The sequence below is a fragment of the Pseudokineococcus sp. 1T1Z-3 genome (assembly GCF_037482365.1).
Lineage (GTDB): Bacteria > Actinomycetota > Actinomycetes > Actinomycetales > Quadrisphaeraceae > Pseudokineococcus.
This window is the reverse complement of the sequence record NZ_JBBHZF010000004.1, coordinates 147,762-167,625: the sequence shown is the minus strand read 5'-3', so window position 1 is coordinate 167,625 and position 19,864 is coordinate 147,762. Positions and strand designations below refer to the sequence as shown.

At 75.6% G+C, this 19,864-nt stretch carries 23 protein-coding genes; 16 read left to right on the top strand and 7 right to left on the bottom strand.

What is annotated here, in order from left to right:
- Positions 1 to 26: 26 nt before the first annotated feature.
- Both WDV86_RS02715 and WDV86_RS02710 read left to right on the top strand, forming a co-directional pair.
- Positions 27 to 209, top strand: a complete 183-nt coding sequence (locus tag WDV86_RS02715; RefSeq protein WP_339566051.1) for a hypothetical protein — start codon at positions 27 to 29, stop codon at positions 207 to 209.
- A gap of 127 nt (positions 210 to 336) precedes the next feature.
- On the top strand, positions 337 to 669 hold the full coding sequence (locus tag WDV86_RS02710; protein WP_339566050.1) for a hypothetical protein: 333 nt from the start codon (positions 337 to 339) through the stop codon (positions 667 to 669).
- Positions 670 to 906: 237 nt separating this feature from the next.
- Here the strand turns inward: WDV86_RS02710 and WDV86_RS02705 are convergent, their stop codons facing one another.
- The 3 genes from WDV86_RS02705 to WDV86_RS02695 form a co-directional block, all read right to left on the bottom strand.
- On the bottom strand, positions 907 to 1,320 hold the full coding sequence (locus tag WDV86_RS02705; RefSeq protein WP_339566049.1) for a DUF5946 family protein: 414 nt from the start codon (positions 1,318 to 1,320) through the stop codon (positions 907 to 909).
- Positions 1,321 to 1,564: 244 nt separating this feature from the next.
- On the bottom strand, positions 1,565 to 2,029 hold the full coding sequence (locus tag WDV86_RS02700; RefSeq protein WP_339566048.1) for an SRPBCC domain-containing protein: 465 nt from the start codon (positions 2,027 to 2,029) through the stop codon (positions 1,565 to 1,567).
- A gap of 170 nt (positions 2,030 to 2,199) precedes the next feature.
- Positions 2,200 to 3,516, bottom strand: coding sequence for an FAD-dependent oxidoreductase (locus tag WDV86_RS02695; protein WP_339566047.1), 1,317 nt, complete (start codon positions 3,514 to 3,516; stop codon positions 2,200 to 2,202).
- Between the two features lie 57 nt (positions 3,517 to 3,573).
- Between WDV86_RS02695 and WDV86_RS02690 the strand changes: the two genes are divergently transcribed.
- From WDV86_RS02690 to WDV86_RS02680, 3 genes are all read left to right on the top strand, one after another.
- The gene (locus tag WDV86_RS02690) at positions 3,574 to 4,593 is read left to right on the top strand and encodes a helix-turn-helix transcriptional regulator (protein WP_339566046.1); all 1,020 of its coding nucleotides are present in this window, start codon (positions 3,574 to 3,576) and stop codon (positions 4,591 to 4,593) included.
- Between the two features lie 173 nt (positions 4,594 to 4,766).
- Positions 4,767 to 5,543 (top strand): hypothetical protein, encoded by a 777-nt coding sequence (locus tag WDV86_RS02685; protein WP_339566045.1) that lies wholly within the window; start codon positions 4,767 to 4,769, stop codon positions 5,541 to 5,543.
- Between the two features lie 159 nt (positions 5,544 to 5,702).
- Positions 5,703 to 5,963: a hypothetical protein gene (locus WDV86_RS02680; protein ID WP_339566044.1), complete on the top strand. Its 261-nt coding sequence runs from the start codon at positions 5,703 to 5,705 to the stop codon at positions 5,961 to 5,963.
- A 55-nt stretch (positions 5,964 to 6,018) separates the two neighbouring features.
- On the opposite strand, the gene WDV86_RS02675 is transcribed toward WDV86_RS02680, so the two are convergent.
- On the bottom strand, positions 6,019 to 6,237 hold the full coding sequence (locus WDV86_RS02675) for a hypothetical protein (protein ID WP_339566043.1): 219 nt from the start codon (positions 6,235 to 6,237) through the stop codon (positions 6,019 to 6,021).
- Positions 6,141 to 6,437, bottom strand: coding sequence for a HEAT repeat domain-containing protein (locus tag WDV86_RS16190; RefSeq protein WP_445262915.1), 297 nt, complete (start codon positions 6,435 to 6,437; stop codon positions 6,141 to 6,143). The genes WDV86_RS02675 and WDV86_RS16190 overlap by 97 nt, the downstream gene beginning before the upstream one ends.
- A gap of 494 nt (positions 6,438 to 6,931) precedes the next feature.
- Here WDV86_RS16190 and WDV86_RS02670 point away from each other — a divergent pair, with 494 nt between their 5' ends.
- The 7 genes from WDV86_RS02670 (at position 6,932) to WDV86_RS02640 (ending at position 14,524) form a co-directional block, all read left to right on the top strand.
- The gene (locus WDV86_RS02670; RefSeq protein WP_339566042.1) at positions 6,932 to 8,134 is read left to right on the top strand and encodes a glycosyltransferase; all 1,203 of its coding nucleotides are present in this window, start codon (positions 6,932 to 6,934) and stop codon (positions 8,132 to 8,134) included.
- Positions 8,135 to 8,385: 251 nt separating this feature from the next.
- Positions 8,386 to 10,458, top strand: a complete 2,073-nt coding sequence (flhA, locus tag WDV86_RS02665; protein WP_339566041.1) for a flagellar biosynthesis protein FlhA — start codon at positions 8,386 to 8,388, stop codon at positions 10,456 to 10,458.
- Positions 10,459 to 10,462: 4 nt separating this feature from the next.
- Positions 10,463 to 12,352, top strand: coding sequence for a hypothetical protein (locus WDV86_RS02660; protein WP_339566040.1), 1,890 nt, complete (start codon positions 10,463 to 10,465; stop codon positions 12,350 to 12,352).
- Positions 12,349 to 12,651, top strand: a complete 303-nt coding sequence (locus WDV86_RS02655) for a hypothetical protein (protein ID WP_339566039.1) — start codon at positions 12,349 to 12,351, stop codon at positions 12,649 to 12,651. Before WDV86_RS02660 ends, WDV86_RS02655 begins: the two co-directional genes overlap by 4 nt.
- 62 nt (positions 12,652 to 12,713) lie before the next feature.
- Complete coding sequence (gene csrA / locus WDV86_RS02650) at positions 12,714 to 13,007, top strand: carbon storage regulator CsrA (RefSeq protein WP_339566038.1); 294 nt, start codon at positions 12,714 to 12,716, stop codon at positions 13,005 to 13,007.
- A gap of 69 nt (positions 13,008 to 13,076) precedes the next feature.
- On the top strand, positions 13,077 to 13,835 hold the full coding sequence (locus WDV86_RS02645) for a hypothetical protein (protein ID WP_339566037.1): 759 nt from the start codon (positions 13,077 to 13,079) through the stop codon (positions 13,833 to 13,835).
- Entirely contained in the window at positions 13,832 to 14,524 is a 693-nt protein-coding gene (locus WDV86_RS02640) for a DUF4166 domain-containing protein (RefSeq protein WP_339566036.1), read from the top strand. The genes WDV86_RS02645 and WDV86_RS02640 overlap by 4 nt, the downstream gene beginning before the upstream one ends.
- A gap of 85 nt (positions 14,525 to 14,609) precedes the next feature.
- Here the strand turns inward: WDV86_RS02640 and WDV86_RS02635 are convergent, their stop codons facing one another.
- Positions 14,610 to 15,656 (bottom strand): NAD(P)-dependent alcohol dehydrogenase, encoded by a 1,047-nt coding sequence (locus WDV86_RS02635; protein WP_339566035.1) that lies wholly within the window; start codon positions 15,654 to 15,656, stop codon positions 14,610 to 14,612.
- A gap of 271 nt (positions 15,657 to 15,927) precedes the next feature.
- Between WDV86_RS02635 and WDV86_RS02630 the strand changes: the two genes are divergently transcribed.
- Positions 15,928 to 16,164: a hypothetical protein gene (locus WDV86_RS02630; RefSeq protein ID WP_339566034.1), complete on the top strand. Its 237-nt coding sequence runs from the start codon at positions 15,928 to 15,930 to the stop codon at positions 16,162 to 16,164.
- A 56-nt stretch (positions 16,165 to 16,220) separates the two neighbouring features.
- On the opposite strand, the gene WDV86_RS02625 is transcribed toward WDV86_RS02630, so the two are convergent.
- Positions 16,221 to 16,811: a molybdenum cofactor biosysynthesis protein gene (locus WDV86_RS02625; protein ID WP_445262914.1), complete on the bottom strand. Its 591-nt coding sequence runs from the start codon at positions 16,809 to 16,811 to the stop codon at positions 16,221 to 16,223.
- 164 nt (positions 16,812 to 16,975) lie between these two features.
- Between WDV86_RS02625 and WDV86_RS02620 the strand changes: the two genes are divergently transcribed.
- The 3 genes from WDV86_RS02620 to WDV86_RS02610 all read left to right on the top strand — a co-directional run bounded on the left by WDV86_RS02620 (position 16,976) and on the right by WDV86_RS02610 (position 19,784).
- The gene (locus WDV86_RS02620) at positions 16,976 to 17,299 is read left to right on the top strand and encodes a hypothetical protein (protein WP_339566032.1); all 324 of its coding nucleotides are present in this window, start codon (positions 16,976 to 16,978) and stop codon (positions 17,297 to 17,299) included.
- A 152-nt stretch (positions 17,300 to 17,451) separates the two neighbouring features.
- On the top strand, positions 17,452 to 18,003 hold the full coding sequence (locus WDV86_RS02615) for a hypothetical protein (protein ID WP_339566031.1): 552 nt from the start codon (positions 17,452 to 17,454) through the stop codon (positions 18,001 to 18,003).
- On the top strand, positions 18,000 to 19,784 hold the full coding sequence (locus WDV86_RS02610; RefSeq protein ID WP_339566030.1) for a hypothetical protein: 1,785 nt from the start codon (positions 18,000 to 18,002) through the stop codon (positions 19,782 to 19,784). Before WDV86_RS02615 ends, WDV86_RS02610 begins: the two co-directional genes overlap by 4 nt.
- Positions 19,785 to 19,864: the final 80 nt, after the last annotated feature.

Sequence of the window (19,864 nt, the reverse complement as noted above, 5' to 3'; positions counted from 1 at the left end):
GCGCAGGCGTCCCGCAGTACCTCGCCGTGACCATGACGACCAACAAGGACGCCGAGGCCCTCTGGAGCGAGGACGAGAAGCTGACCGCCATGCGCGCGGTCATCGCCCACGCACTGCTCCGCGTCCTCACCACGACCGCCCCGGGCCACGGAGCCGCTGGCGTCCTCCGGCAGTGGATCACCGACGCCGACCACCTGCTGAGTGCCTGACGCTCATCGGCGACCACCCACCGCTCCCGCTCACCTCCGCGGGCCGAAGAGGACCACCAGCCGATCTTCATCTGGTGACGCCTCGCTGACAGGTCGTCAACCGCAGTCCTCCGGCCATCATGAGGAGGTGGATGAGCTGCGTGACGTCGTCCGGGGTGACGAGCTGTGGAGCGGCGACGGCCGTCGCTGGGAGCGGGGACGGCCGCGGTGGCTCGACGCCCGCGCGGTGTCGCGGTGGGTGCGCCGCGGGGATGTCGTCGCGTGCCTTGGTCCTGACGGTGATGCCGTCACGTGGTGGAGTGCGGACGAGGCGGCCGCCTGGTGGTCGGCGGTGTCCGGTGCCTTCCAGGTGCCTGGTGGGAGCGCGGCGACCGCGGCCGACGCCGCGGGCCGTACGTACGGCGCCTGCCTCTGGCGATCAAGAGACCAGCGCCGGCTCGGCGTGCAGGTGTTCTGCTGAAGCGGTCCTCCTACTGGGCGACCGCAGACGATCGTCGACTGGGACGCCGCAGTCGCGTCGCGGCGACATGCCCTCGGCCGGTCGACCGGTGGTCACGACCTCGCGAGGCCCGACGTCACGAGCCACCGGCGGACCTCGTCATGATGCTCACCCAGGCCTCACACGAGGACCGGGCCCACGACCACGCCGCCGAGCGGAGCTCGTCCACGGGCCCTGCCCGGGGCACGTCGAGGAAGGTCAGGTCCCCTCGGTAGGTGGGCCGACGCAGGACGCCAAGGCCGGCCGGGCGACCATCCTGCGGTGCAGGCCGGTGCCCTCAGCCGGGTCTGCCTCGTGCTCGAAGAACAGGCACAGCGTCATCAGGTGGATGCCGACCGACTGCACGACTCTGCGGTCACGCTCGCCCGTGGTCGGGTCACCCGGGTGCTGGACCACGTAGGCGTCGACGAGGAGCTGGTGGAACAGCATTCGCGCGGGGTCGGTGTACTGGGCCGCCAAGAGCTGCCCGTAAGCCGACCAGCACGTCGCGAAGGCGGTCGTGTACGGGTGAGGTGCCACTGCCTGCGCCGGCAGAGGAGGCAGCAGCGCTCCGCAGCCCAGGCAGCGGGCGGCGCGGGACTCGGGACCACGTCCAGTCTCGGTGGCGCGCATGCCGCCCTCGTCTCCAAGGGGACAAGACCTCTCGTGAGCCGCTGAACAGCTGGCGCCGTGGGTGACGCGGTGAGGCCTGGGCCGACGGTCACGATCCTTCGTCTCGAACGATCGTCGGCCGGACGGCGTCCCGCTGTCGATCCTTTGCGGACGCCGCGCGCCCCTCACGGCCGGATGCGTCGGCGCCGTCGCGAAGTCCTCGCCGCAGAACGGGGAGAGCTTCCGGGGGCCGAGTCTGCTCCGGTCACCCGTCGTGCTGCTGCCGGAAGCGTTCGAGGGCCATGGGCCAGGCCCCGGCGAACTGGTCCCTGTAGGCAGCGGCGCCCTCGCCGTGGCGGTCCCAGTCGTCGTGGGTGACTGCGACGGCCGTGCCGTCGTCCTCGGCGGTGAAGGAGACGGTGACGGTGCTGGCCTGGGCGGGGTCGGGGACCGGGATCCGGTCGGCGGAGATCTGCCAGGTGAAGGACAGCGACGTCGGCGGGTCCCAGTGCTGGATGCGGCCCCAGTCGATGCGGAAGCCGTGCGGGCCGGTCTCGGTGAGGAGCCCGCCGGGGCGGCAGTCCATGCCGATGGACTCCAGGAGGGCGGGCTGGGACCAGGTGAACTCGGCCGGCCACCAGGAGCCGAAGCCGTCGGTGAACCTCGAGAAGGTCTTGTGCGGCGGGGTCGGGACGGTGACGGATGCGGTCAGCGCTGGGATGTCGACCATCACGGCACGGTAGGGGCCCGACCGCCGCAGCAGCAGGCCCAGTCCTCCCACGACGTCACCGGATGAAAAGCATCAACTGGGATGAACCCGCAGTGCGGCTGGTTCAGCCGCTGCGAAGGAGGGTGGTTCCGCCCGGGTCGTCGCCTGTCGGCTCAGGATCGAGCGGCTGGTCAGCGCTTCGCGCCACTGACGGTCTTCGTCTTCAGGGCTGTGGTCCAGGCGAGCAGGGGCATCGAAGCTCGGGTGATGGCGGAGGCGGCGGGGCTGGCGCCGGCGAGGATGCGGTTGACGGTCGTCATCGACAGGGCGATGACGGCGCTGCCGCGGTGGCGCATGTCGGTCTCGAAGCTGCTGATCGCGGTGTTCAGCGTCTGGGTGCCGGCCCGGGCGGCGGCCAGCTCGGTGACGAGGTGGTGGGCGTCGATGATCGCTGTGCCGGCGCCCTTGCCTGCGGTCGGTGGGGTGGCGTGGACGGCGTCACCGAGGGCGGTGATGTTGCCGGCAGGCCACGGCGCCATGTCTCGGGGATGCTCCGGTCCGACGTTGAACCGGTAGGCGGCCACCGTCTCGGGGGTGGTGCGGGCGATGACCTGCAGCGGCTTCTCGGCCCAGCCGACGGCGCGCAGGGCCTCGATGGTGGTCTCGCGCAGCTGGGCGCCTCGCTGGTCGCGTAGTCCCTCGGGTGCGGTGACCTCGGGGAACATCGCTCCCCAGATGTAGGTCGGGCCGGTGGTGACGGCGGACCGGACGTCGGGGGTATTCAGGGCGGCGAAGCCGTCGGGGTCGAGGTAGCCGGTGTACAGGGCGGTGCCGCGGGTCCCCACGGTCAGGCTGGAGCGGGGCCCCAGGCGCACGACCTCTGCGGGGTCGAGGTCGGCCGCCGCGGTACGCCCGGAGATGCCGATGATGCCGGCCGGGCGGCTGGTGGGGTGCCCGGCGAGGTGGCGCACGACGAGGGAGTGGGGCCCGTCAGCGCCCACGAGCAGGTCGCCGGTAGCGGTGCTGGCGTCGGCGAAGGTCGCCCGGACCTGCCCGGCGGGGTCGCGGTCGACGGCGGTGCAGGTGCTGTCCAGGACGAGGCTGTCTCCGGCGGCCTCGGCCAGCAGCAGGCGCAGGGTGATGCGGTCGACGTCGATGCTGTCGGGGTCCAGGCCCTTAACCTCGAGGTCGCCGAGCAGCCGCCCGCGCCAGTCGAAGCAGACGTCGGGGGGCCGGCGGCGGACCGCGGAGGCCGAGGCGAGCAGCCGTTCGTACAGCGCGGGCGTGAGCAGCCCGCGCAGCGCCTGCTGGGCGGGGCTGTCGAGGGTGATGTGGTAGCCACCAGTGGTGGCGGGGTCGACGTCGCGGTCGTGGACGACGACTCCGACGCCGGTGCGGCCCAGGCCGGCGGCCAGCGCGAGACCGCCGATCCCTCCCCCGATGACGACGACCCGCAGGGGTCGAGCCGGCGTGGTCGTGGTGCTGGCGTCGGGTGTGGTGGTGGTCATGGCGTCACCATGGGCACCTCACCGGCCACGGAGTGGCCACTACGTCAGGGAGTCGCGGTGGCGTCGACGTCGGGCCGGGCGCTGAGCCCGCTGTCGATGCTGAGCAGCGGCTCGACCGTGGCCGGTGAGGAGCTCGCGCGCCGGCTCGGCGTCTCCCCGCGGACGATGCGCCGCGACGTCGAGACCTTGCGAGAGCTCGGCTACGCCGTCGAGCCCGGCAAGGGCGCCGGCGGCGGCTACCGCCTCGGCCTGGGAGGCGCGCTCCCACCGCTGGTGCTGGACGAGGAGCAGGTGGTCGCCGTCGTCGTAGCCCTGCAGACCACCTCCACCGTGCTGGCCGGCATCGACGACGCCTCCCGGTGGGCGCTGGCGACGATCCGGCAGGTCATGCCCCGCCGGCTGCGCCAGGACGCCGACGCCTTCGTCGTCACCGCCCTGCCCAACCAGTGGGAGCTCCCCGCCCCGCCCCTGGAGGCCGACCTGGTCGGCGCGGTCGGGGCCGCGGTCCGCCAGCGGGTCGGCCTGCGCCTGCGCTACGACGACCCAGACGACAGCGTGGACGGCGCCCAGGACGACGGTGGCGCTGTGCGGGTCCTGGAGCCGCACCACCTCGTGGTGTGGGCGGCGCGCTGGTACCTCATCGCGTATGAGCGCGCCCACGAGCGGTGGGCGGTGCTGCGGCTCGACCGGATCGCCTGCCCCGAGCTCAACGGGGTGTCCTTCACCGACCGGCCGATACCCGAGGGCGGACCCGGGGCGCTGGTCCAGCGCACCCCGGCACGCGGGGACAGCCTCGCGCCCTGGCCCTGTACCGGCTCGGTCGTCCTGGACCTGCCCGCCGAGCTCGTCGCCCAGTTCGCCCCCGGCGGCGCCGTCGTCCGACGCCTCGACGCGGCGAGGTGCGAGCTGTCGATGGGCGCCTGGTCCTGGATCGGCCTCGCCGCTCTCTACGTCACCTTCGGCAGCCCCATGACCGACGTCCGACCGTCCGAGTTACGAGACGCCTTTGTTCTCGCCACCCAGCACCTCACCCATGACGCGACCACGCCCTCGGTGAACACTCCTCAGGACGCCTGAAAAGCGCGTCCTCGTGCCACATCCCAGCAGCCGACCGCCTGCCGGCGACCCGACGGCCGCTCGAGCACCGCGCCAACGCTCCCCCGCGGCAGTCCCACAGCCCATCGCGATCCGGGACGGACGTCAGCCGCGTACGTCCACCCGGAGAGCTCTGCGGGTCGCAGACTGAGGCGGTGGACCAGTGGCGCACCGTCCTGACCGTCGAGATCAGCCCACGCACCTGCCGCGTCTCGCTCGTCGAGCAGCAGCACCCCGCCCACGTCTACGCAGCAGCGACCGGCCACCCCGTGCCCACCGGCGACTACGCCGCCGTCGTCAGCTACCAAGGCACATACGACCCGCCCGAGCTCACCCACACCACCTTGACCCGCGCCACCACGAGACCAGCTCCCACGGCACTTGGTGACGTCCGCGCCCTGCTCGAGCTCGCGCTGGCCGTTCCCGGACGCCACCACGACGACGCCGTCGTCGCGGCCGCAGTCGCCATCTGCCGCCCCTGCCCCGGCGCCGACGTCGGGGACCTGCTCGCCGGCCTTCTCCCCGGGGTGCCCGTGGTGGGCGTGGATGCCCTCGACGTCATGGCCCGCGGCGCCGTCGTCGTCGGCGACGTCCTCGTGACCTTGGACGCCGGTATCGACGACCACGGAGACCCGCTGGTGCACTCGGCTCTCTACGACGACCTCGGCGTGCGCCTGCGCGATCCCCGCACCGACACGGTGAACGAGCTGGCCGCCCTCGTCCGCGAAGACACCCGCCTCGGCTGCCCCGCCAGCACGGGCATCAACCACGTCCTCGGTGACGCCGCCACCACGGTCGCCGCCCGCTTGTACGGCGCCCGCATCACCGGTGGCCCCTACGTCGGCGACCGCATCACGTCCTCAGCACCGCACCACCCCGACCCCGCAGCGGCCGTCGCAGCCGCCGCGGCCCGCCTCTCATGGCCACGCTGACCGCAGCTGCTCATCCCACAGCCGATCGCTGGCCGGCCAGCGCCCCGCTGACAAGCCCTCGTGACAGCAAGCCGACCTGCCGATGGACGAGACAGGGCCCGCCTCACGTGCAGTGCCAGCTGCGGGAGCGCACCCGATGACCGAAAGAAGGGACGGAGGATGCTCTACCACCACGTCGCGATCACGACCAAAGACTTGGAGTGCGAGGGTGGCGAGGCGCTGCTACACGCCAACTCGATCGCTCAGGTGGTCGGCGACCTCCGCGTGCTCGGCTTCGCCGACGTGCGCAGGAACAAGGTCACCAAGGTCCCGTCGGCCTCCTTCGCCCTGACGAGCCCCGACGCGGCTGCCCTCGACCGTGGACAGGTGCTCTACCGGTCGAATGCCGAAGGAAGCGTCTGGCAGGTCTTCGAGCGCTGACCCAGGGCTTCATACGCCAGGGATGTCTCCTGGTTACCCGGGCAGCCGACCCCGGTCACCAGAAGTGCCACCACCGTCGAGGACGGGATGCCGCCATGGCGGCATCGCGCGCCCACTCCTCGAGCGCCCAGAGCGCTCCTGCGCCGACGAGGGGGTCGGAGTCGTCAACCAACGACGTCAACTTCTCACCAGCTCCGCCCTCGACGCCGTAGGCGTACTCGATGGCGCCAACGATCCAGTAGGCCGCCCCGTCCTTGTCATCTCGGCCAAGCACCCCAGCAGCAGGCGCAGCCCCGCCTCTCCGCCAGTGGAGGCCAGCTCTTCGGCCACCTCCTGGGTGACCGACGTGTCGTCGGGGTCATCGACCAGCCGCCGAGGGGCCTGCTCGATCTCGCGATCGCCAATGCCAGCTACGAGAAGACGACCGGCCGCGGCGCGGACTTGGCAGTCGTCGGACCTGCTGGCCCTCAGCACGCTCGCGCCGACCGCGGCCAAGGCTTCCTGAGAGCTCACCCGGCGATCGTGGGGCTCGCGCGTGGAGCCCGCAGCACTCGCCCGTCCCACACACCGACCCTCAACCGGCGACGGCGCTGGTCACAGCACCGCCAGGACGTCGCCTCGCAAGCTGGGTCCCGGTAGCCCTGTCCGGAGACCTGTCCCGGTCAACGTGCGCCATGTGAAGCAGCGAAGGTGGCGATGCTCGACGTCCACAGCCGCGACGCGCGCCTCACCGTCAGTCCGGCACCAGCAGAGACACCGACGACGAGACAGCGTCGCCCGGTCGCCCTGAGGATCGTGACAAGACCACGAGACTCCGGTGCTGTCACGACCGCGAGACGCCGCAGATCAGGCACTTGGCCATGTGACAGGTCCGACGAGTCCCTACATCGTGCACGGGGCATGACGAGACCCCGCGGCAGGCAGGTCGCGGCCCGGTCCTCGCCCATGGGCGCGCCATGATGGGCGGCGTGCGGATCGCGCTGGTCTCCGAGGTCTGGGCCCCCGAGGTCGACGGGCTCGTCACGCGGCTGGAGAGCACCGTCCGTGAGCTGCGTGCGAGCGGCCACGACGTCCTCGTCGTCGCCCCCACGCGGGGCACGTCCGTGCCGGGGGTGCTCGAGACCCGGACCCGCGGGCTCAGCCTGTCCTTCCTCTACGGCGGGCGCCGGTGGGCGCTGCCGGACGGCGTCGTCCTCCGAGCGCTGCGGGCGTTCCGCCCCGACGTCGTCCACGTCGTCAACCCGGTGCTCATGGGCATCGTCGCGGCGCGGTGGGCCGGGCCCCGCCACCCGTTGGTCGTCAGCTACCACACCGACGTGGCCACCTACGCCGGTCACTACCACCTCGGTGCGTTCGAGGGGGCCGTCCACGCGATGATGCGCGCGGCCCACCGCCCCGCCGACGTCCGGCTCGCGACGTCGGTGGTCGGGCGGGAGCACCTGCGAGAGATCGGCATCGACGACGTCGGCCTCTGGGCGCGGGGGGTGGACACCCGCGCCTTCCGCCCTGGTCGCGACGGGTCGGCGCTGCGGGCGCGGCTGGGCGCCGCCCCGGCCGATGACCCCACCGGCGAGCGCGGCGGGGCGCGGACGGGCCCGCCGCTGGCCCTGCACGTCGGCCGCATCGCCACCGAGAAGGGGTGCGAGCGGCTGGTGCCGCTGGCGAGCGCAGACCCGCCGGTGCGCCTCGTGATGGTGGGCGAGGGCCCCGACCGCACGCGCCTGCAGCGTCTGCTCACCGGGCAGCGCGCCGTCTTCACCGGGCTGCTGCGGGGGGAGGTGCTGGCCGACACCTATGCCGCCGCCGACGTCCTCGTCTTCGCCTCGACGACCGACACGCTCGGCCTGGTGTTGCTGGAGGCCGCCGCGAGCGGGCTGCCCGTCGTCGCCCTCGACGGCCCGACGTCCCGGCAGACCCTCGCGGGGTACGGGCCCGTGACCTACGTCGACCCGTCCGCCCCGCCGGAGGCGTGGAACCGCGCCGTCGTCGCGGCCGCGCAGGCCGAGCGGGCCGCCGTGCTCGCCCGGGGCGGCGGCGCGGCGGGCCTGGCCGCCGTCCGGTCCGCCGCGTCCCGTCCCGCCGACGACTGGGCCGCCGCCACCAAGGCCCTCGTCGTCGACGCCTACGAGGAAGCCGTGCGGCTCGCGGCCGGGCGGCTCGGGCGGTCCTGACCCGCCAGCGGTGCGCAGATCTGACCGTGCACGGTCAGGTCTGCGCACCACCTCGCCCTCGGGCACCGGCCGGCCGCAGCACGAGATCGCCGCACCTGAGGCGCGACACGCCGGGGCGACCCGTCCGGCTCAAGGTCCTCACCCGTGCTGCCGACAACGCAGGAGCCAGGACGGCACTCCAGGGCGGACGGACCCGCACCTCGTGATCGCAGCACGCACCGGCTCACACCTGAGACCGGGGGAAGGACGACGTGGGCCGCATCTCCCGCCTGGCCGTCCCCGCCGGCGTCGTCGGCATCGTCCTGCTGCTCGTCGTGCCCGTGCCGGCGCCGCTCATCGACCTGCTCATCGCGACGAACATCGCCGCGGCGCTCGTCGTGCTCCTCACGGCGATGTACGTCAAGCGGCCGCTGGACTTCTCGATCTTCCCCGCGCTGCTGCTCGTGCTGACGCTCTTCCGCCTCGGCCTCAACGTGGCCTCGACGCGGCTGGTGCTCGCGGACGCCCACGCGGGCAAGGTGATCCAGGCGTTCGGCGAGTTCGTCATCTCCGGCTCGCTCGTCATCGGCCTCGTGATCTTCGTGATCCTCGTGATCATCCAGTTCGTCGTCATCACCAACGGCGCCGGCCGCGTCGCCGAGGTGGGAGCGCGCTTCACCCTCGACGCGATGCCCGGCAAGCAGATGGCCATCGACGCCGACCTCAACGCCGGCCTCATCGACGAGGCCACGGCGCGCCAGCGACGCGCGGACGTCACCGCCGAGGCCGACTTCTACGGCGCCATGGACGGTGGCTCGAAGTTCGTCAAGGGCGACGCCATCGCCGGCATCATCATCACCGTCATCAACCTCGTCGGCGGCTTCGTCATCGGCATGGTGCAGAAGGGGATGTCGGCCGGGGAGTCGCTGCAGACGTACAGCCTCCTGACGGTCGGCGACGGTCTCACCTCGCAGATCCCGGCGCTGCTGCTCGCGGTCGCCACTGGCCTCATCGTCACCCGCGCCACGTCGCAGGGAGACATGGGCTCCGACGCCGCGACGCAGCTGCTGCGCCAGCGACCGGCCCTGCTCATCGCGGGGGCCGGGCTCATCGCCATCGCCCTCGTGCCCGGCATGCCCAAGCTGCCCTTCATGCTCCTCGGCGCCCTCGTCCTCCTCGCCGGCCAGCGCGCCGGGAAGCGGGACGCGGCCGCGGCCCTCGCCGAGGCGGCGACGCCGGACCCGGCCGAGGGACCGAGCCCGGACAGCCCGCAGGGGCTGCTGACCCAGATGCGCGTCGACCCGCTCGAGGTGGTGCTCGCCCCGGACCTCGTCGACCTCGTCGACACCGGGGCCGGCGGCGACCTGCTGGACCGCGTCCGCGGGCTGCGCCGCAAGACGGCGCTCGAGCTGGGGCTCGTCGTCCCGCCCGTGCGCACCCGGGACAGCATCGACCTGCCGATGTCCTCCTACGCCATCCGCATCTCCGGGGTCGAGGTCGGCCGCGGGCAGGCGCCCCCCGGGCGCGTCCTGGCCCTCGGCGACGACCTCGACCACCTGCCGGGGACGCCGACGAGCGAGCCCGTCTTCGGCCTCGCCGGCCGCTGGGTGCCCGCCGAGCTGCAGCACCAGGCCGAGATGACGGGTGCGACGGTCGTCGACCGGGCGTCGGTGCTCGTCACCCACCTCGCCGAGGTCGTCCGGACCCACGCCGCCCGCCTGCTCTCCCGCGAGGACGTGCGCGCCCTCGTCGACGCCGTCAAGGTCGACGACCCGGCCGTCGTGGAGGAGCTCGTGCCCGGCGTCATGACGCTCGGGGAGGTGCAGCGCGTGCTGCGCGCCCTGCTCGAGGAGGGGGTCGCCATCCGCGACCTGCCGAGGATCTTCGAGGCGCTGTCGACCCGCGGCCGTGGCGGCGCCGACCTCGACGCGCTCGTCGAGGCGGCCCGCGGCGCGCTCGGGCCCGCCATCGCGGCGGCCGCAGCGCGCGACGGCGTCCTGCGGGTCATCACGCTCGACCCGATGCTGGAGCACCAGCTCGCCGAGGCGGTGCGCCCCGGCGAGGAGGGCGCGACCCTGGCACTGGACCCGCGCCGCGCCGAGACCGTCGTCGAGCAGGCGGACGCGGCGCTGCGGGCGGCCGAGGACCTCGGCTGGTCGCCCGTGCTCGTGTGCGCACCGGCGCTGCGAGCGCCGCTGCGCCGGCTCGTGGGGCTGGCCGTGCCGCGCCTGCCCGTCCTGTCCTACGCGGAAGCCGGTGGCGCAGGCGCCTCCGGCCCGCGCATCGAGACCGTCGGGAGCGTGAGCGGCGCCGCCGCCGTCCCGGCCGGCGCACTGGGAGCGTGAGGCGATGACGACCGTGGTCCTCGAGGGGGACGGGCTGGAGGAGCTGCTCGACCGCGTGAGCAGCGAGCACGGCCCGGGCGCCCGCGTCCTGCGCGCCGAGAAGGTGCGGGTCGGCGGGGTGGCGGGCTTCTTCGCCAAGGAGCGCTTCGAGGTCGTCGTCGAGCTCGACGACGACGACGCGGAGGCGCCCGCACCCGCGACAGAGTCGCCGCCGCCCCCTGTGGGACCTGCCCGGCCCACCCTGGGCCCGGCCATCCCGGCCATCCCGGCCAGCCAGACCACCCGCAGCCCGGCTGGCCCGACCAGCCCGGACCTGCACGACCACGACCAGGAGAGGCCCGGCCACACGGTCGGCGAGGAGGACGACGTGCTCGGACGACGCGGGGCCACCCCCACCCTGACCAGCCCCGACCCCGAGGGGGAGCAGCGGCGCGAGGAGCTGCTGGGCGAGATCTTCGACTCGCCCATCGCCCACACGCTGGTGCGCGCCAAGGTGCTCGACGACAGCGGCCGGGTGCGCGTGCCCCACCAGTCGGCGCGCCGGCCGAGCCAGGAGAGCACGGGGCTCAGCGCCCTGCTCGCGGCCGCCGACCTCGCGGAGTCCACGTCGGAGCAGCCCGCCCCGCCCACCCAGCCTGCCCAGCCCGCTGAGGCCGCCGCGGGCACCGCCGCGAAGCCCGGCCCGCGGCACGCCCGGCCGAGTGGCCCGCGCGAGCCGAGCCGCCCCCTGTCCACCGAGAGCGCGGCCTTCGCCGTCGTCCTCGACGCCGTGCGGGACGCGGCGCAGCCCGACGTCGGGCCGGACGCGCCGTCGGTGCTGGCGGACGTCGTCCCCCAGCTGTCCCTGCAGGCGCACGAGGAGCTCGCGAGCGCCGCAGCCGGGGAGCCCGTGCCGGCCGGAGCCGCCGTCGCCGAGCTCATGGGCCTGCTGGCCGCGCGGCACGCGGAGGCGGCGCTCGACCAGCGCGCCGCGGCCACCGGCCCCGTCGGTGCGGAGACGGCCGACGAGGTGCCCGCCGGCCCCGTGCCCGCCGGTGGTGCGGAGCGCCCGGCGGAGCAGGAGCCCGCCGTCGAGGAGCGGTGGGCGGCCGAGCACGAGGAGGACCGGTGGGCGCAGCACGAGCCGACGCCCGTCCACCCGCAGGCCGTCCACCCGCAGGCCCCTTCCGCGCAGGCCGCTCAGCCGCAGCCGTCGCAGGCCGGTGACGCCGTGCGCCAGCGCGCCGCCGCGGCCGGTCTGCCCGACTTCCTGCTGGACCGGCTGCCCGCCGGCGCGAGCGACCGTGACCTGCGGGACCTGCTCCTCCAGCTGCCGGCAGCGCCGGCGCTGCCCGACCGCGAGGGCGACCTCGTCGTCGTCGTCGGCGCGGCCCGGGACGCGCTCGGGGTGGCCCGCTCCCTCGCGACCCGGATGGGCCTCGGCCCCGAGGGCGTCGTCGTCGCCGCGCGCCCGGGCGGTGGGGTCGCCCGCCGCGAGGTCGTCCGTGACGCCGCCGCGGCCCGGCGTGCCGCCGCGACCGTTCGGCTCGGCGACGCCCCCGGCATCGTCGTCGTGCAGGCCGACTGCGACCCCGAGGACGTCCGCTGGGCGCGCGACGTCGTCTCGGCGCTGCAGGGCGACCAGGTGCACGCGGTCGTCGACGCCACGCGCAAGCTGGCCGACACCGACCGCTGGTTCGACTTCGTGCTGGTCGAGGACCCCGACGCCGTCCACGTGGTGCGCGCCGCCGGCAGCGCCGACGCGGGCAGCGTGCTCGGGCTGGGGCTGCCGGTCGCCGCGGTCGACGACGGCCGCAGCGACGCCGACACGTGGACGGACCTGCTCCTGCGCGAGCTGCCCGACGCCCCGGCGGGCTCGACCTCGCGGACCCGTCGCCGCCGCCCGACGCCGTGAGCGTCGGCGTCGTCGCAGGGCTCGCCGTCCTGCTCTCCCTGCCCGGCGTCGTCGGCCTGCTCACCGGCTCGACGTCGCCCTTCGAGGCGGCGGTCCGCCTGCTCGCGGCGCTCGTCGCGGCCATGGTCGTCGAGGGGGTGCTGCGCTTCCTGTTCACGGCGAGGGCGGAGCCCTCGCCGGCGCGGGGGGACGGGCCTGCCCGGCCGGGCTCCGCGCCGGGCGTGCCGCGCCAGCGGTCGGCCTCGGCGCAGCCGTTGCCGGAGCCGCTCGCCGAGCGGCTGGACACCCCGGGCGGCTGACGCACCTCCGGTCTGGGGACCGCTCCCCCTGACGGTGACGCAGACGCACCTATGATCACTGCGTGCTGGTCCTGACCCGCCGTGCGGGAGAGAGCATCGTCATCGGCGACGACGTCGTCGTGACGGTCGTCGAGGTCCGCGGCGAGGTCGTGCGCCTCGGCATCGCGGCGCCCCGCAGCGTCCAGGTGCACCGCGAGGAGGTCTACCGCGCCGTCGTCGAGGCCAACCGCACCGCCGCCGCCGTCACCGACGACGCCGTCGCCGCCCTGGCCGCCGGACTGGGGACGGCGAGGCGTCCGTCCGCCGAGGGCGAGGGCGAGGGCACCGACCCGGCCGACCCTCCGGCCCTCCGCTGACCTCGAGCGTGCTGGGCGAGAGCTGAGGTCGGACCGGTGCGGCGCCGCCCCGTGCACGTCGAGACGGCCGTGCGTCTGCCGTCCGGCCCGGACGGGGCTGAGGTCGTGGACCGCCTCTGGACTCTGACGCAGGACCCGGTGCAGCACGCGCGCTGGGACCTGCGCTTCTCGAGCATCGCACCGGTCGCGCTCGCGACGGGGGCTCCCGCCCAGCCGGACGACGCCGGCACCGGGGCGGGCCCGGCGACGACGCAGCGGTTCACCTACCTCCTCGAGCTGCCGCACCCCCGGCTGCCGCTGCTGCGCGTCAGCGGCGAGGGGGCCAGCACGTCCGCCCGCCGCGACGCCTCGGGCCGCGGCACGTCGGCGCTGCGGTGGACCGTCGCCGGCGCCCTCAGCCCGCTGGGGCCCGGCGCCGGGTGGTGGCGGTACGTCCCGCAGCACGGCCGCGTCCTCTTCCGCACCGGCTACGACTACGCGCCGGGATGGGGCCGCGTCGGCCCGCTGCTCGACCCCTGGCTGGTCCGACCGCTCGTGGGCTGGGCGACGGCGTGGAGCTTCGACCGGCTCCGGCTGTGGGTCGAGCGGGACCTCGACCCGGCCGTGGCGCGGGACCGGTCGCTCGCCCTGCTGCTCGCACGCGTGGTGCTCACCCTCGGCGGCGCCGGTGCGGCGCTGCGCGGGCGCCCTCTCCTCGGCGTCGCCGTCGCGCTCCTCGCGCTCGCCGCGCCTCCGCCGGCGGCCGTCCCCGCCGCGCGGCGCTGCCGGCGTCGCCCTCGGGGCCGGCATGAGCCGCCGTCGTCGCCCGCCCGTCCGGAGGTCCCGTGAGCGTGGTCCTGGAAGCCCTCGGCGCGGAGGCCGACCGGCTGCACCCGCAGCTGCGGCGTCGCTTCGGCGCCTCGACGGCCGCCGGCTACTCCTGCGTGGGACGCGGTGTGATGGACCGGGTCTGGCACGGGCCCGGGTGGACGGCGCCCTTCCTGCGGATCGGCTCCTGGCGCAGCATCCTCGTCCCCTCGGCGGGGACGGACGTGCCCTTCACGGTGGAGGACCACGCCTACGTCGACAGCCTGGGCCGCGAGTCGCTGAGCGTCCTGCGCACCTTCGAGGTAGCCCCGGGCCGGCGTGAGCGCTTCGACGCGACGCTCGTGGCGGGCGACCCCGCGCCCGACGGCTCCCGGACGGTGCTGGACTACCTCGGCAGCCACCAGCACCTCGCGGTCGACCTGCACCCGTCGGTGCGCTCGGACGGGGCGCTCCTCATCCGCTCGGGAGCCCAGCGCTTCTACGAGCGGAGGGTCGGCTTCCGCTTCCCCCTGGCGCTGTCCGGGACGGCGCAGCTGGTCGAGCGCTACGACGACGAGCGGGAGCGCTTCGTCATCTCCGTGCACGTCTCCAACCGCCGCCTCGGCCCTGTCTTCGGCTACGACGGCACCTTCACGTGCACCTACCCCGAGGTGGTGGGCGATGCCGTCCTCCCCTCGGTGCTGCCGCGGCGGGAGGAGCGCCGCCGCTGAGGCGCTCCGCCGCCGGCACGCAGACGCCCCTGCCCGCGACGTGGGTGTCGCGGGCAGGGGCGGCCTCGGCCGGCGCCGGCGTCCCTCAGCCGGCCAGGCGCGCGGTGTCGATGACGAAGCGGTAGCGGACGTCGCTGGCCACGACCCGCTCGTAGGCCTCGTCGATCTGGTCGCCGCCGACCACCTCGACCTCGGCGCCGATGCCGTGCTCGCCGCAGAAGTCGAGCATCTCCTGCGTCTGCCGGATGCCGCCGATCTTCGAGCCCGCGAGGGTCTTCCGGCCGAGGATGAGCGAGAAGGCCGAGACCTGCAGCGGCTCGGTGGGGGCGCCCACGTTGACGAGCGCGCCGTCCCGCTTGAGCAGGCCGAGGTAGGAGTCCATGTCCGTCGTCGCCGAGATGGTGCTGATGACGAGGTCGAACTGCCCGGCGAGCTCCTCGAAGGTGCCCTCGTCGCCGGTCGCGTAGTAGTGGTCGGCGCCCAGGCGCAGCCCGTCCTCCTGCTTCTTCAGCGACTGCGACAGCACGGTGACGTCCGCGCCCATCGCCGAGGCGATCTTGACGCCGACGTGCCCGAGCCCGCCGAGGCCGACGATCGCGACCTTCGTCCCCGGCCCGGCGCCCCAGTGCTTGAGCGGGCTGTAGAGCGTGATGCCGGCGCACAGCAGCGGCGCGGCGACGTCGAGGCCGATGCCGTCGGGGATCCGCAGGACGTAGTTCTCGTCGACGACGATCTTCTCGCTGTAGCCGCCGTCGGTGGGGCGGCCGTCCTTGCCGACGGCGTTGTAGGTGCCGGTCTCCCCGACGAGGCAGTACTGCTCCTCGCCGGCGCGGCAGTTCTCGCACTCGCGGCAGGAGTCGACGAAGCAGCCGACGCCGACGCGGTCGCCGACGGCGTACCTGGTGACGTCGGAGCCGACCTCGCTGACGACACCCGCGATCTCGTGCCCCGGGACGAGCGGGTAGTGCGACTCGCCCCACTCGCCGCGGGCGGTGTGGATGTCGGAGTGGCAGATGCCGGCGTAGGCGATGTCGATGAGGACCTCGGCGGGCCCGACGTCGCGGCGCTCGATGGTGGTGGCCTCGAAGGGCTCGCCGGGACCGGCGGTGGAGCGGGCGTTCACGGTCAGCACGGAGCTTCTCCTCGATCGGTCGTCGTGCGATGCCGGCCCCAGGTTGCCCCGGCGCCTCGCTCTCGGCACCCGGGCGCCCGTGCACGCCGCACCGCGGCTACGCCGTCGCGACGCGGCGGCGACGAGGTGTCCAAGCGGGTGACACTCGGTAGCCCTTTGGGGTCAAGACCCCCGGTCTCGGCCGTGGGCGACGACTCAGCGTGCTCGGATGGTGGAGCGCCGTCACCGACGGCCGTGACGGTCGGAGCACTGCGACGGGTGGAGGTGAGCCGTGCGCCCCTCGAAGGACGACGAGCCGCCGGGCGAGAGCGCCGGCGAGCACGACCGCGACGAGCGCGAGCGCGACGGCGGCGAGCACGAGGGCGAGCGCGACGAGCAGGACGCCGCCGCCCCCGACGCCGAGCAGGAGCAGGAGGCGCCGGAAGGGCGTCCGCGACGGCGCCGTCGTCAGGACAGCCCGCCGCGCGCGCCCGGGCCCGCGCCGCGCCCTGGTCGGCGACCTCGGTAGGTCCCACCGGCCGGGCGCCGGGGGCTCGTGCCCGCCGTCCGTCGCGGGCGCGAGGGTCAGGGCAGGCGACCCCGCCGCAGGACGGGAGCCCCGGCGACGGCGTCGACCGGCTCGGCCGTCCACAGCCTCGCCGGCCCGACGACGAGGGCCCCCGACGTCGTCGGCACGCACCGCAGCCCACCGCGCCCGCGGAGCGCGGCATGGGCCCCGGGGGCCAGCACGGCGTCCATCCAGGCGCACGGCGCGGCCGGCCGGCGTCCGGACAGGCGCACCACGTCACCGCCGGACGTGCGGCAGTCCAGCGCGAGGTCACGTCCGACCAGGGCGTCGACGGGCACCCCGCGCAGGACGACGTTGCGCCGGGCCCGCCGCGGGTCCAGCCCGCCGAGCGGCCCACCCGCGTCGGCCAGCCCGAGGTCTCGCGCCACGGCCTCGACGGCCTCGACGGCGAGCAGGGTCACCGCGGCGTCCATGTGCGCGGCGCGCCCGAAGAAGCGGTCGCCGGCGATGCCCTTGCCGGCGACGACGTCGACCCGCTCGAGGGCGGGTGACGGCGGGTGCGGCGCGCCGTCCCGGGGCCGGCCGAAGTAGTGGTGCTCGGGCGAGGCCAGGAGCAGGAGCACCTCGACCTCGGCGCAGGCGGGCAGGTCGGCCAGCACGGCGTCGGCGCTGGTGTCGGCGGTGGTGTCGGGCTCGCTCACCCCTCCATGGTCGGCCGGCCGTGACCGGTCGGCGCAGCGGCCGTCCGGGACGCCGACGTGGTGCGTCCCGGTGGGCCGGCTCGCGGCCACGAGCATGCTTCAGTGGAGCCATGAGCTCCCGTGGCCCGGCCTCGCGTGGCCCCTCCTCCCGTGACCCACTGGTCGGTGGCCCGATCTTCGGCCGGGGGGACGGCGCGAAGGTGGGGCTCGCGCCACCGCTGCGCCTGGAGGGTGTCCTGGAGCAGGGCGTCGAGAAGGACGCCGTCGTGCTGCGGGTCGAGCCGGGCCGCACCTACCTCGTCGGTCGCCAGTGCGCGCACCTGCTCGGCCACCGGGTGCGGGTGCTCGGCGCCGAGCGCCTCGGGGTCATGACGACCGCGCAGCAGGGGCCCCCGCTCGTCGTGCAGGAGCTGGAGGACCTCGGCCCGGCGTGAGCGGCTGGCCCCGCCGGGGGACGCCGGCGCCCACAGGCGCCCTCGGGGTCTGCTCGTCCCCAGGCGTCCGCAGCGCTGCCCGACGTCGCCCGCAGCGCTCCTAGCGTCCGTCGCCGTGGGGCCCGCCGGGTGCCCCGGCGAGGAGGGGTGCCATGCCCGCGGCTCTGGGCACGACGGCGGTCGAGGTGGCGGCCCGGGCGCGGGCGAGCGCCCGCGAGGTGGAGGACGTCGTCGCCCTCCTGCTGCTGCCCGCTGCGGGAGCCGCCGCAGCCGCTGGGGTCTCGATCCGGCGCACCGCCGCCGCGGCCGACGACGCGGCCGCCGAGGTGCTCGGGCGCGCCGGCGGCCTGGGGGCGGCGACCGCGCAGGCGTGGCGCTCCGGCGCGGCCGACGCCTACCGCGCCCGGCTCGAGGAGCTCGTGCGGCGGGTGCGCGCGGACGCCTCGGCGGTCGAGGACGTCGCGACGTCCCTGCGCCGGCACGCCGCGGCGGTGGAGGCGCGCGCGGCGGCCCTGCAGGCGGCGGCGACCACGGCCCTCGCCCTGGCCGGGGAGGCGGCGAGCCAGGGCGCCGACGCGCGCGTGGGAGAGAGGTTCGCTCGCGAGAGCGCCGCCCTGGCCCGAGCCGCCCGGGACGCCGTGGGCGACGCCGTCCCGGGCGGGATCCCGGGTCTGAGGGGCCTGGTGCGGGGGCCGGGGTGGTGAGCGCGTCGAGGGGGTCCTCCGCAGTCCTGCTCGACGAGACGCGCTTCGTGCTCGACCAGGTGCTCGGGGCGGGCCGGGCCGTCGGCGCCGGCCTCGACGTCCGCGGCGGCGCCGGGGGCCTCGTCGTCAGCGGCACCGCGATGACCGAGGCCGCCACCGTCCTCGCGCGCACGGGCGGTGGGCTGCTCGACCGCGGGGCGCCCCTGGCGCTCGCCGCGACCGCGGGCGGCCCGGTCGCCGCAGCCCTCGACCCGGCCGGGCTGGCCGAGGCGCAGGTCGCCGCGACGCTCGCGCTCGCCCGGCTCGGGGACAGCGCGCAGGAGTGCCTGCGCCTCGCGGCGCTCCTGCGGGCGGCCGGCGCGGCGTACGCCTCCGCCGAGGAGGTCGCCGCCTCCGCCGCCGCGGGCGCGCGGGACGCCGTGGCGGGCACGGCCGGGCACGCGGTCGGCGCGCTGGCCCGCCGACCCGAGGTCGTCCTGGGCGGTGGCGCCGTCGTCCTGGGCGCCGTCACCGGGGCCGGTCTCGTGTGGCTCGTCGTGCGGGGCGGCGGCCTCGTCGCCGCCGTCGGCGACGGTCTCGTGGCCGACCTCGCCGACGGACGCCTGGACGCGGGCGAGCGCGCCGGCCTGGTGGCCGACGTCCGCGGGCTGCCGGGCACCGGCCTGGACCTGCTCCGCGGTGACCTCGCGACGGTCGGCGGGAGCGCCCTCGACGAGCTCTCCACGGCGGCGGCGCTGCACCCGGAGGCGCTCGAGCTGGTCATCGGCGGCCTCCCGGCGGCCGTCCGCGGCGCGGTCGGCGCCCCACCCGGCGCCCTGGCGCGCCGGCTCGGCGGGGAGGCCCAGCCGCACGTCCAGGTCGGCGACGACCGCCTGGCCTGGCCGCCGGCGGACGTGCCCGACCTCGCGGCGGGGCTCGCCGTCGTCCTCACCCAGGACGGCGCGCTGCGGCCCACCGACGTCCGCGTCCGGCGCGAGGACGACGCGGCGACGATGGCCGACCTGGCGGGCCAGCTGGAGCCGGCGACCGGCACGGAGGGCCTGCTGGCCCTGGCGACGCCGCTCGCCGGCGGCGGCGCGCTGAGCCCCGGAGGAAGGGCCACGAGCGAGTCGGCCGTCGTCGTCCAGCGCGTCGTCGACGCCGGCGGCACGACCCGCTTCGTGGTCGTCGTCCCGCCGACGCAGACGACGGGGTCCATGACCTCGCCCGAGACGACCAACCCCGCCGACCTCGGCAGCGACCTGCGGGCGGTCGGCCATGTGCCGTCCGCCGCCTCGCGCTCCGTCGTCCTGGCCCTGCAGGAGGCGGGGGCCCGGCCGCAGGACCAGGTGCTGCTCGTCGGCTACAGCCAGGGCGGCATCGTCGCCGCGCAGCTGGCCGCCGACCCGGCGCTGCGCGAGGTCGCCCGCGTCGACGCCGTGCTCACCGCCGGCGCCCCCGTGGGCGGCTTCGACCTGCCCGACGACGTCGCGGTGCTGTCGCTGGAGCACGAGGAGGACTGGATCCGCGCGACCGACGGCGAGGCCAACCCGGCGACCCCCGCGCGGACGACGGTCTCGCGCGACCTCACGGCGACCGGTGACCTCGACCTCGCCGACCTGCGGGCCGACGGCATGGCCGCTCACGACCTCGACCTCTACCGGGAGACCGCCGCGCTCGTCGACGCCTCGGACGACCCGTCGCTCGTCGCCTACTCCGAGCGCGTGGCGCCCTACCTGGCCGCGCCGGGCACGAGCGTGACGACCCAGGTGTACCGGGCCGAGCGGGTGCCCCCGCGATGAGCGCCGCGAGCGGCCCGGACGCCGCGCTCCCCGCTGGCAGGATGCCGGGCGGGCCGTCGCCGGCGGCCCGCGCCGGCTCA

Excerpts from the sequence above, each read along its gene's own strand:
- WDV86_RS02705 (WP_339566049.1), bottom strand. The coding sequence starts at position 1,320 with ATGCGCGCCACCGAGACTGGACGTGGTCCCGAGTCCCGCGCCGCCCGC.
- WDV86_RS02700 (WP_339566048.1), bottom strand. The coding sequence starts at position 2,029 with ATGGTCGACATCCCAGCGCTGACCGCATCCGTCACCGTCCCGACCCCG.
- WDV86_RS02695 (WP_339566047.1), bottom strand. The coding sequence starts at position 3,516 with ATGACCACCACCACACCCGACGCCAGCACCACGACCACGCCGGCTCGA.
- WDV86_RS02680 (WP_339566044.1), top strand. The coding sequence starts at position 5,703 with ATGCTCTACCACCACGTCGCGATCACGACCAAAGACTTGGAGTGCGAG.
- WDV86_RS02660 (WP_339566040.1), top strand. The coding sequence starts at position 10,463 with ATGACGACCGTGGTCCTCGAGGGGGACGGGCTGGAGGAGCTGCTCGAC.
- WDV86_RS02620 (WP_339566032.1), top strand. The coding sequence starts at position 16,976 with ATGAGCTCCCGTGGCCCGGCCTCGCGTGGCCCCTCCTCCCGTGACCCA.
- WDV86_RS02615 (WP_339566031.1), top strand. The coding sequence starts at position 17,452 with ATGCCCGCGGCTCTGGGCACGACGGCGGTCGAGGTGGCGGCCCGGGCG.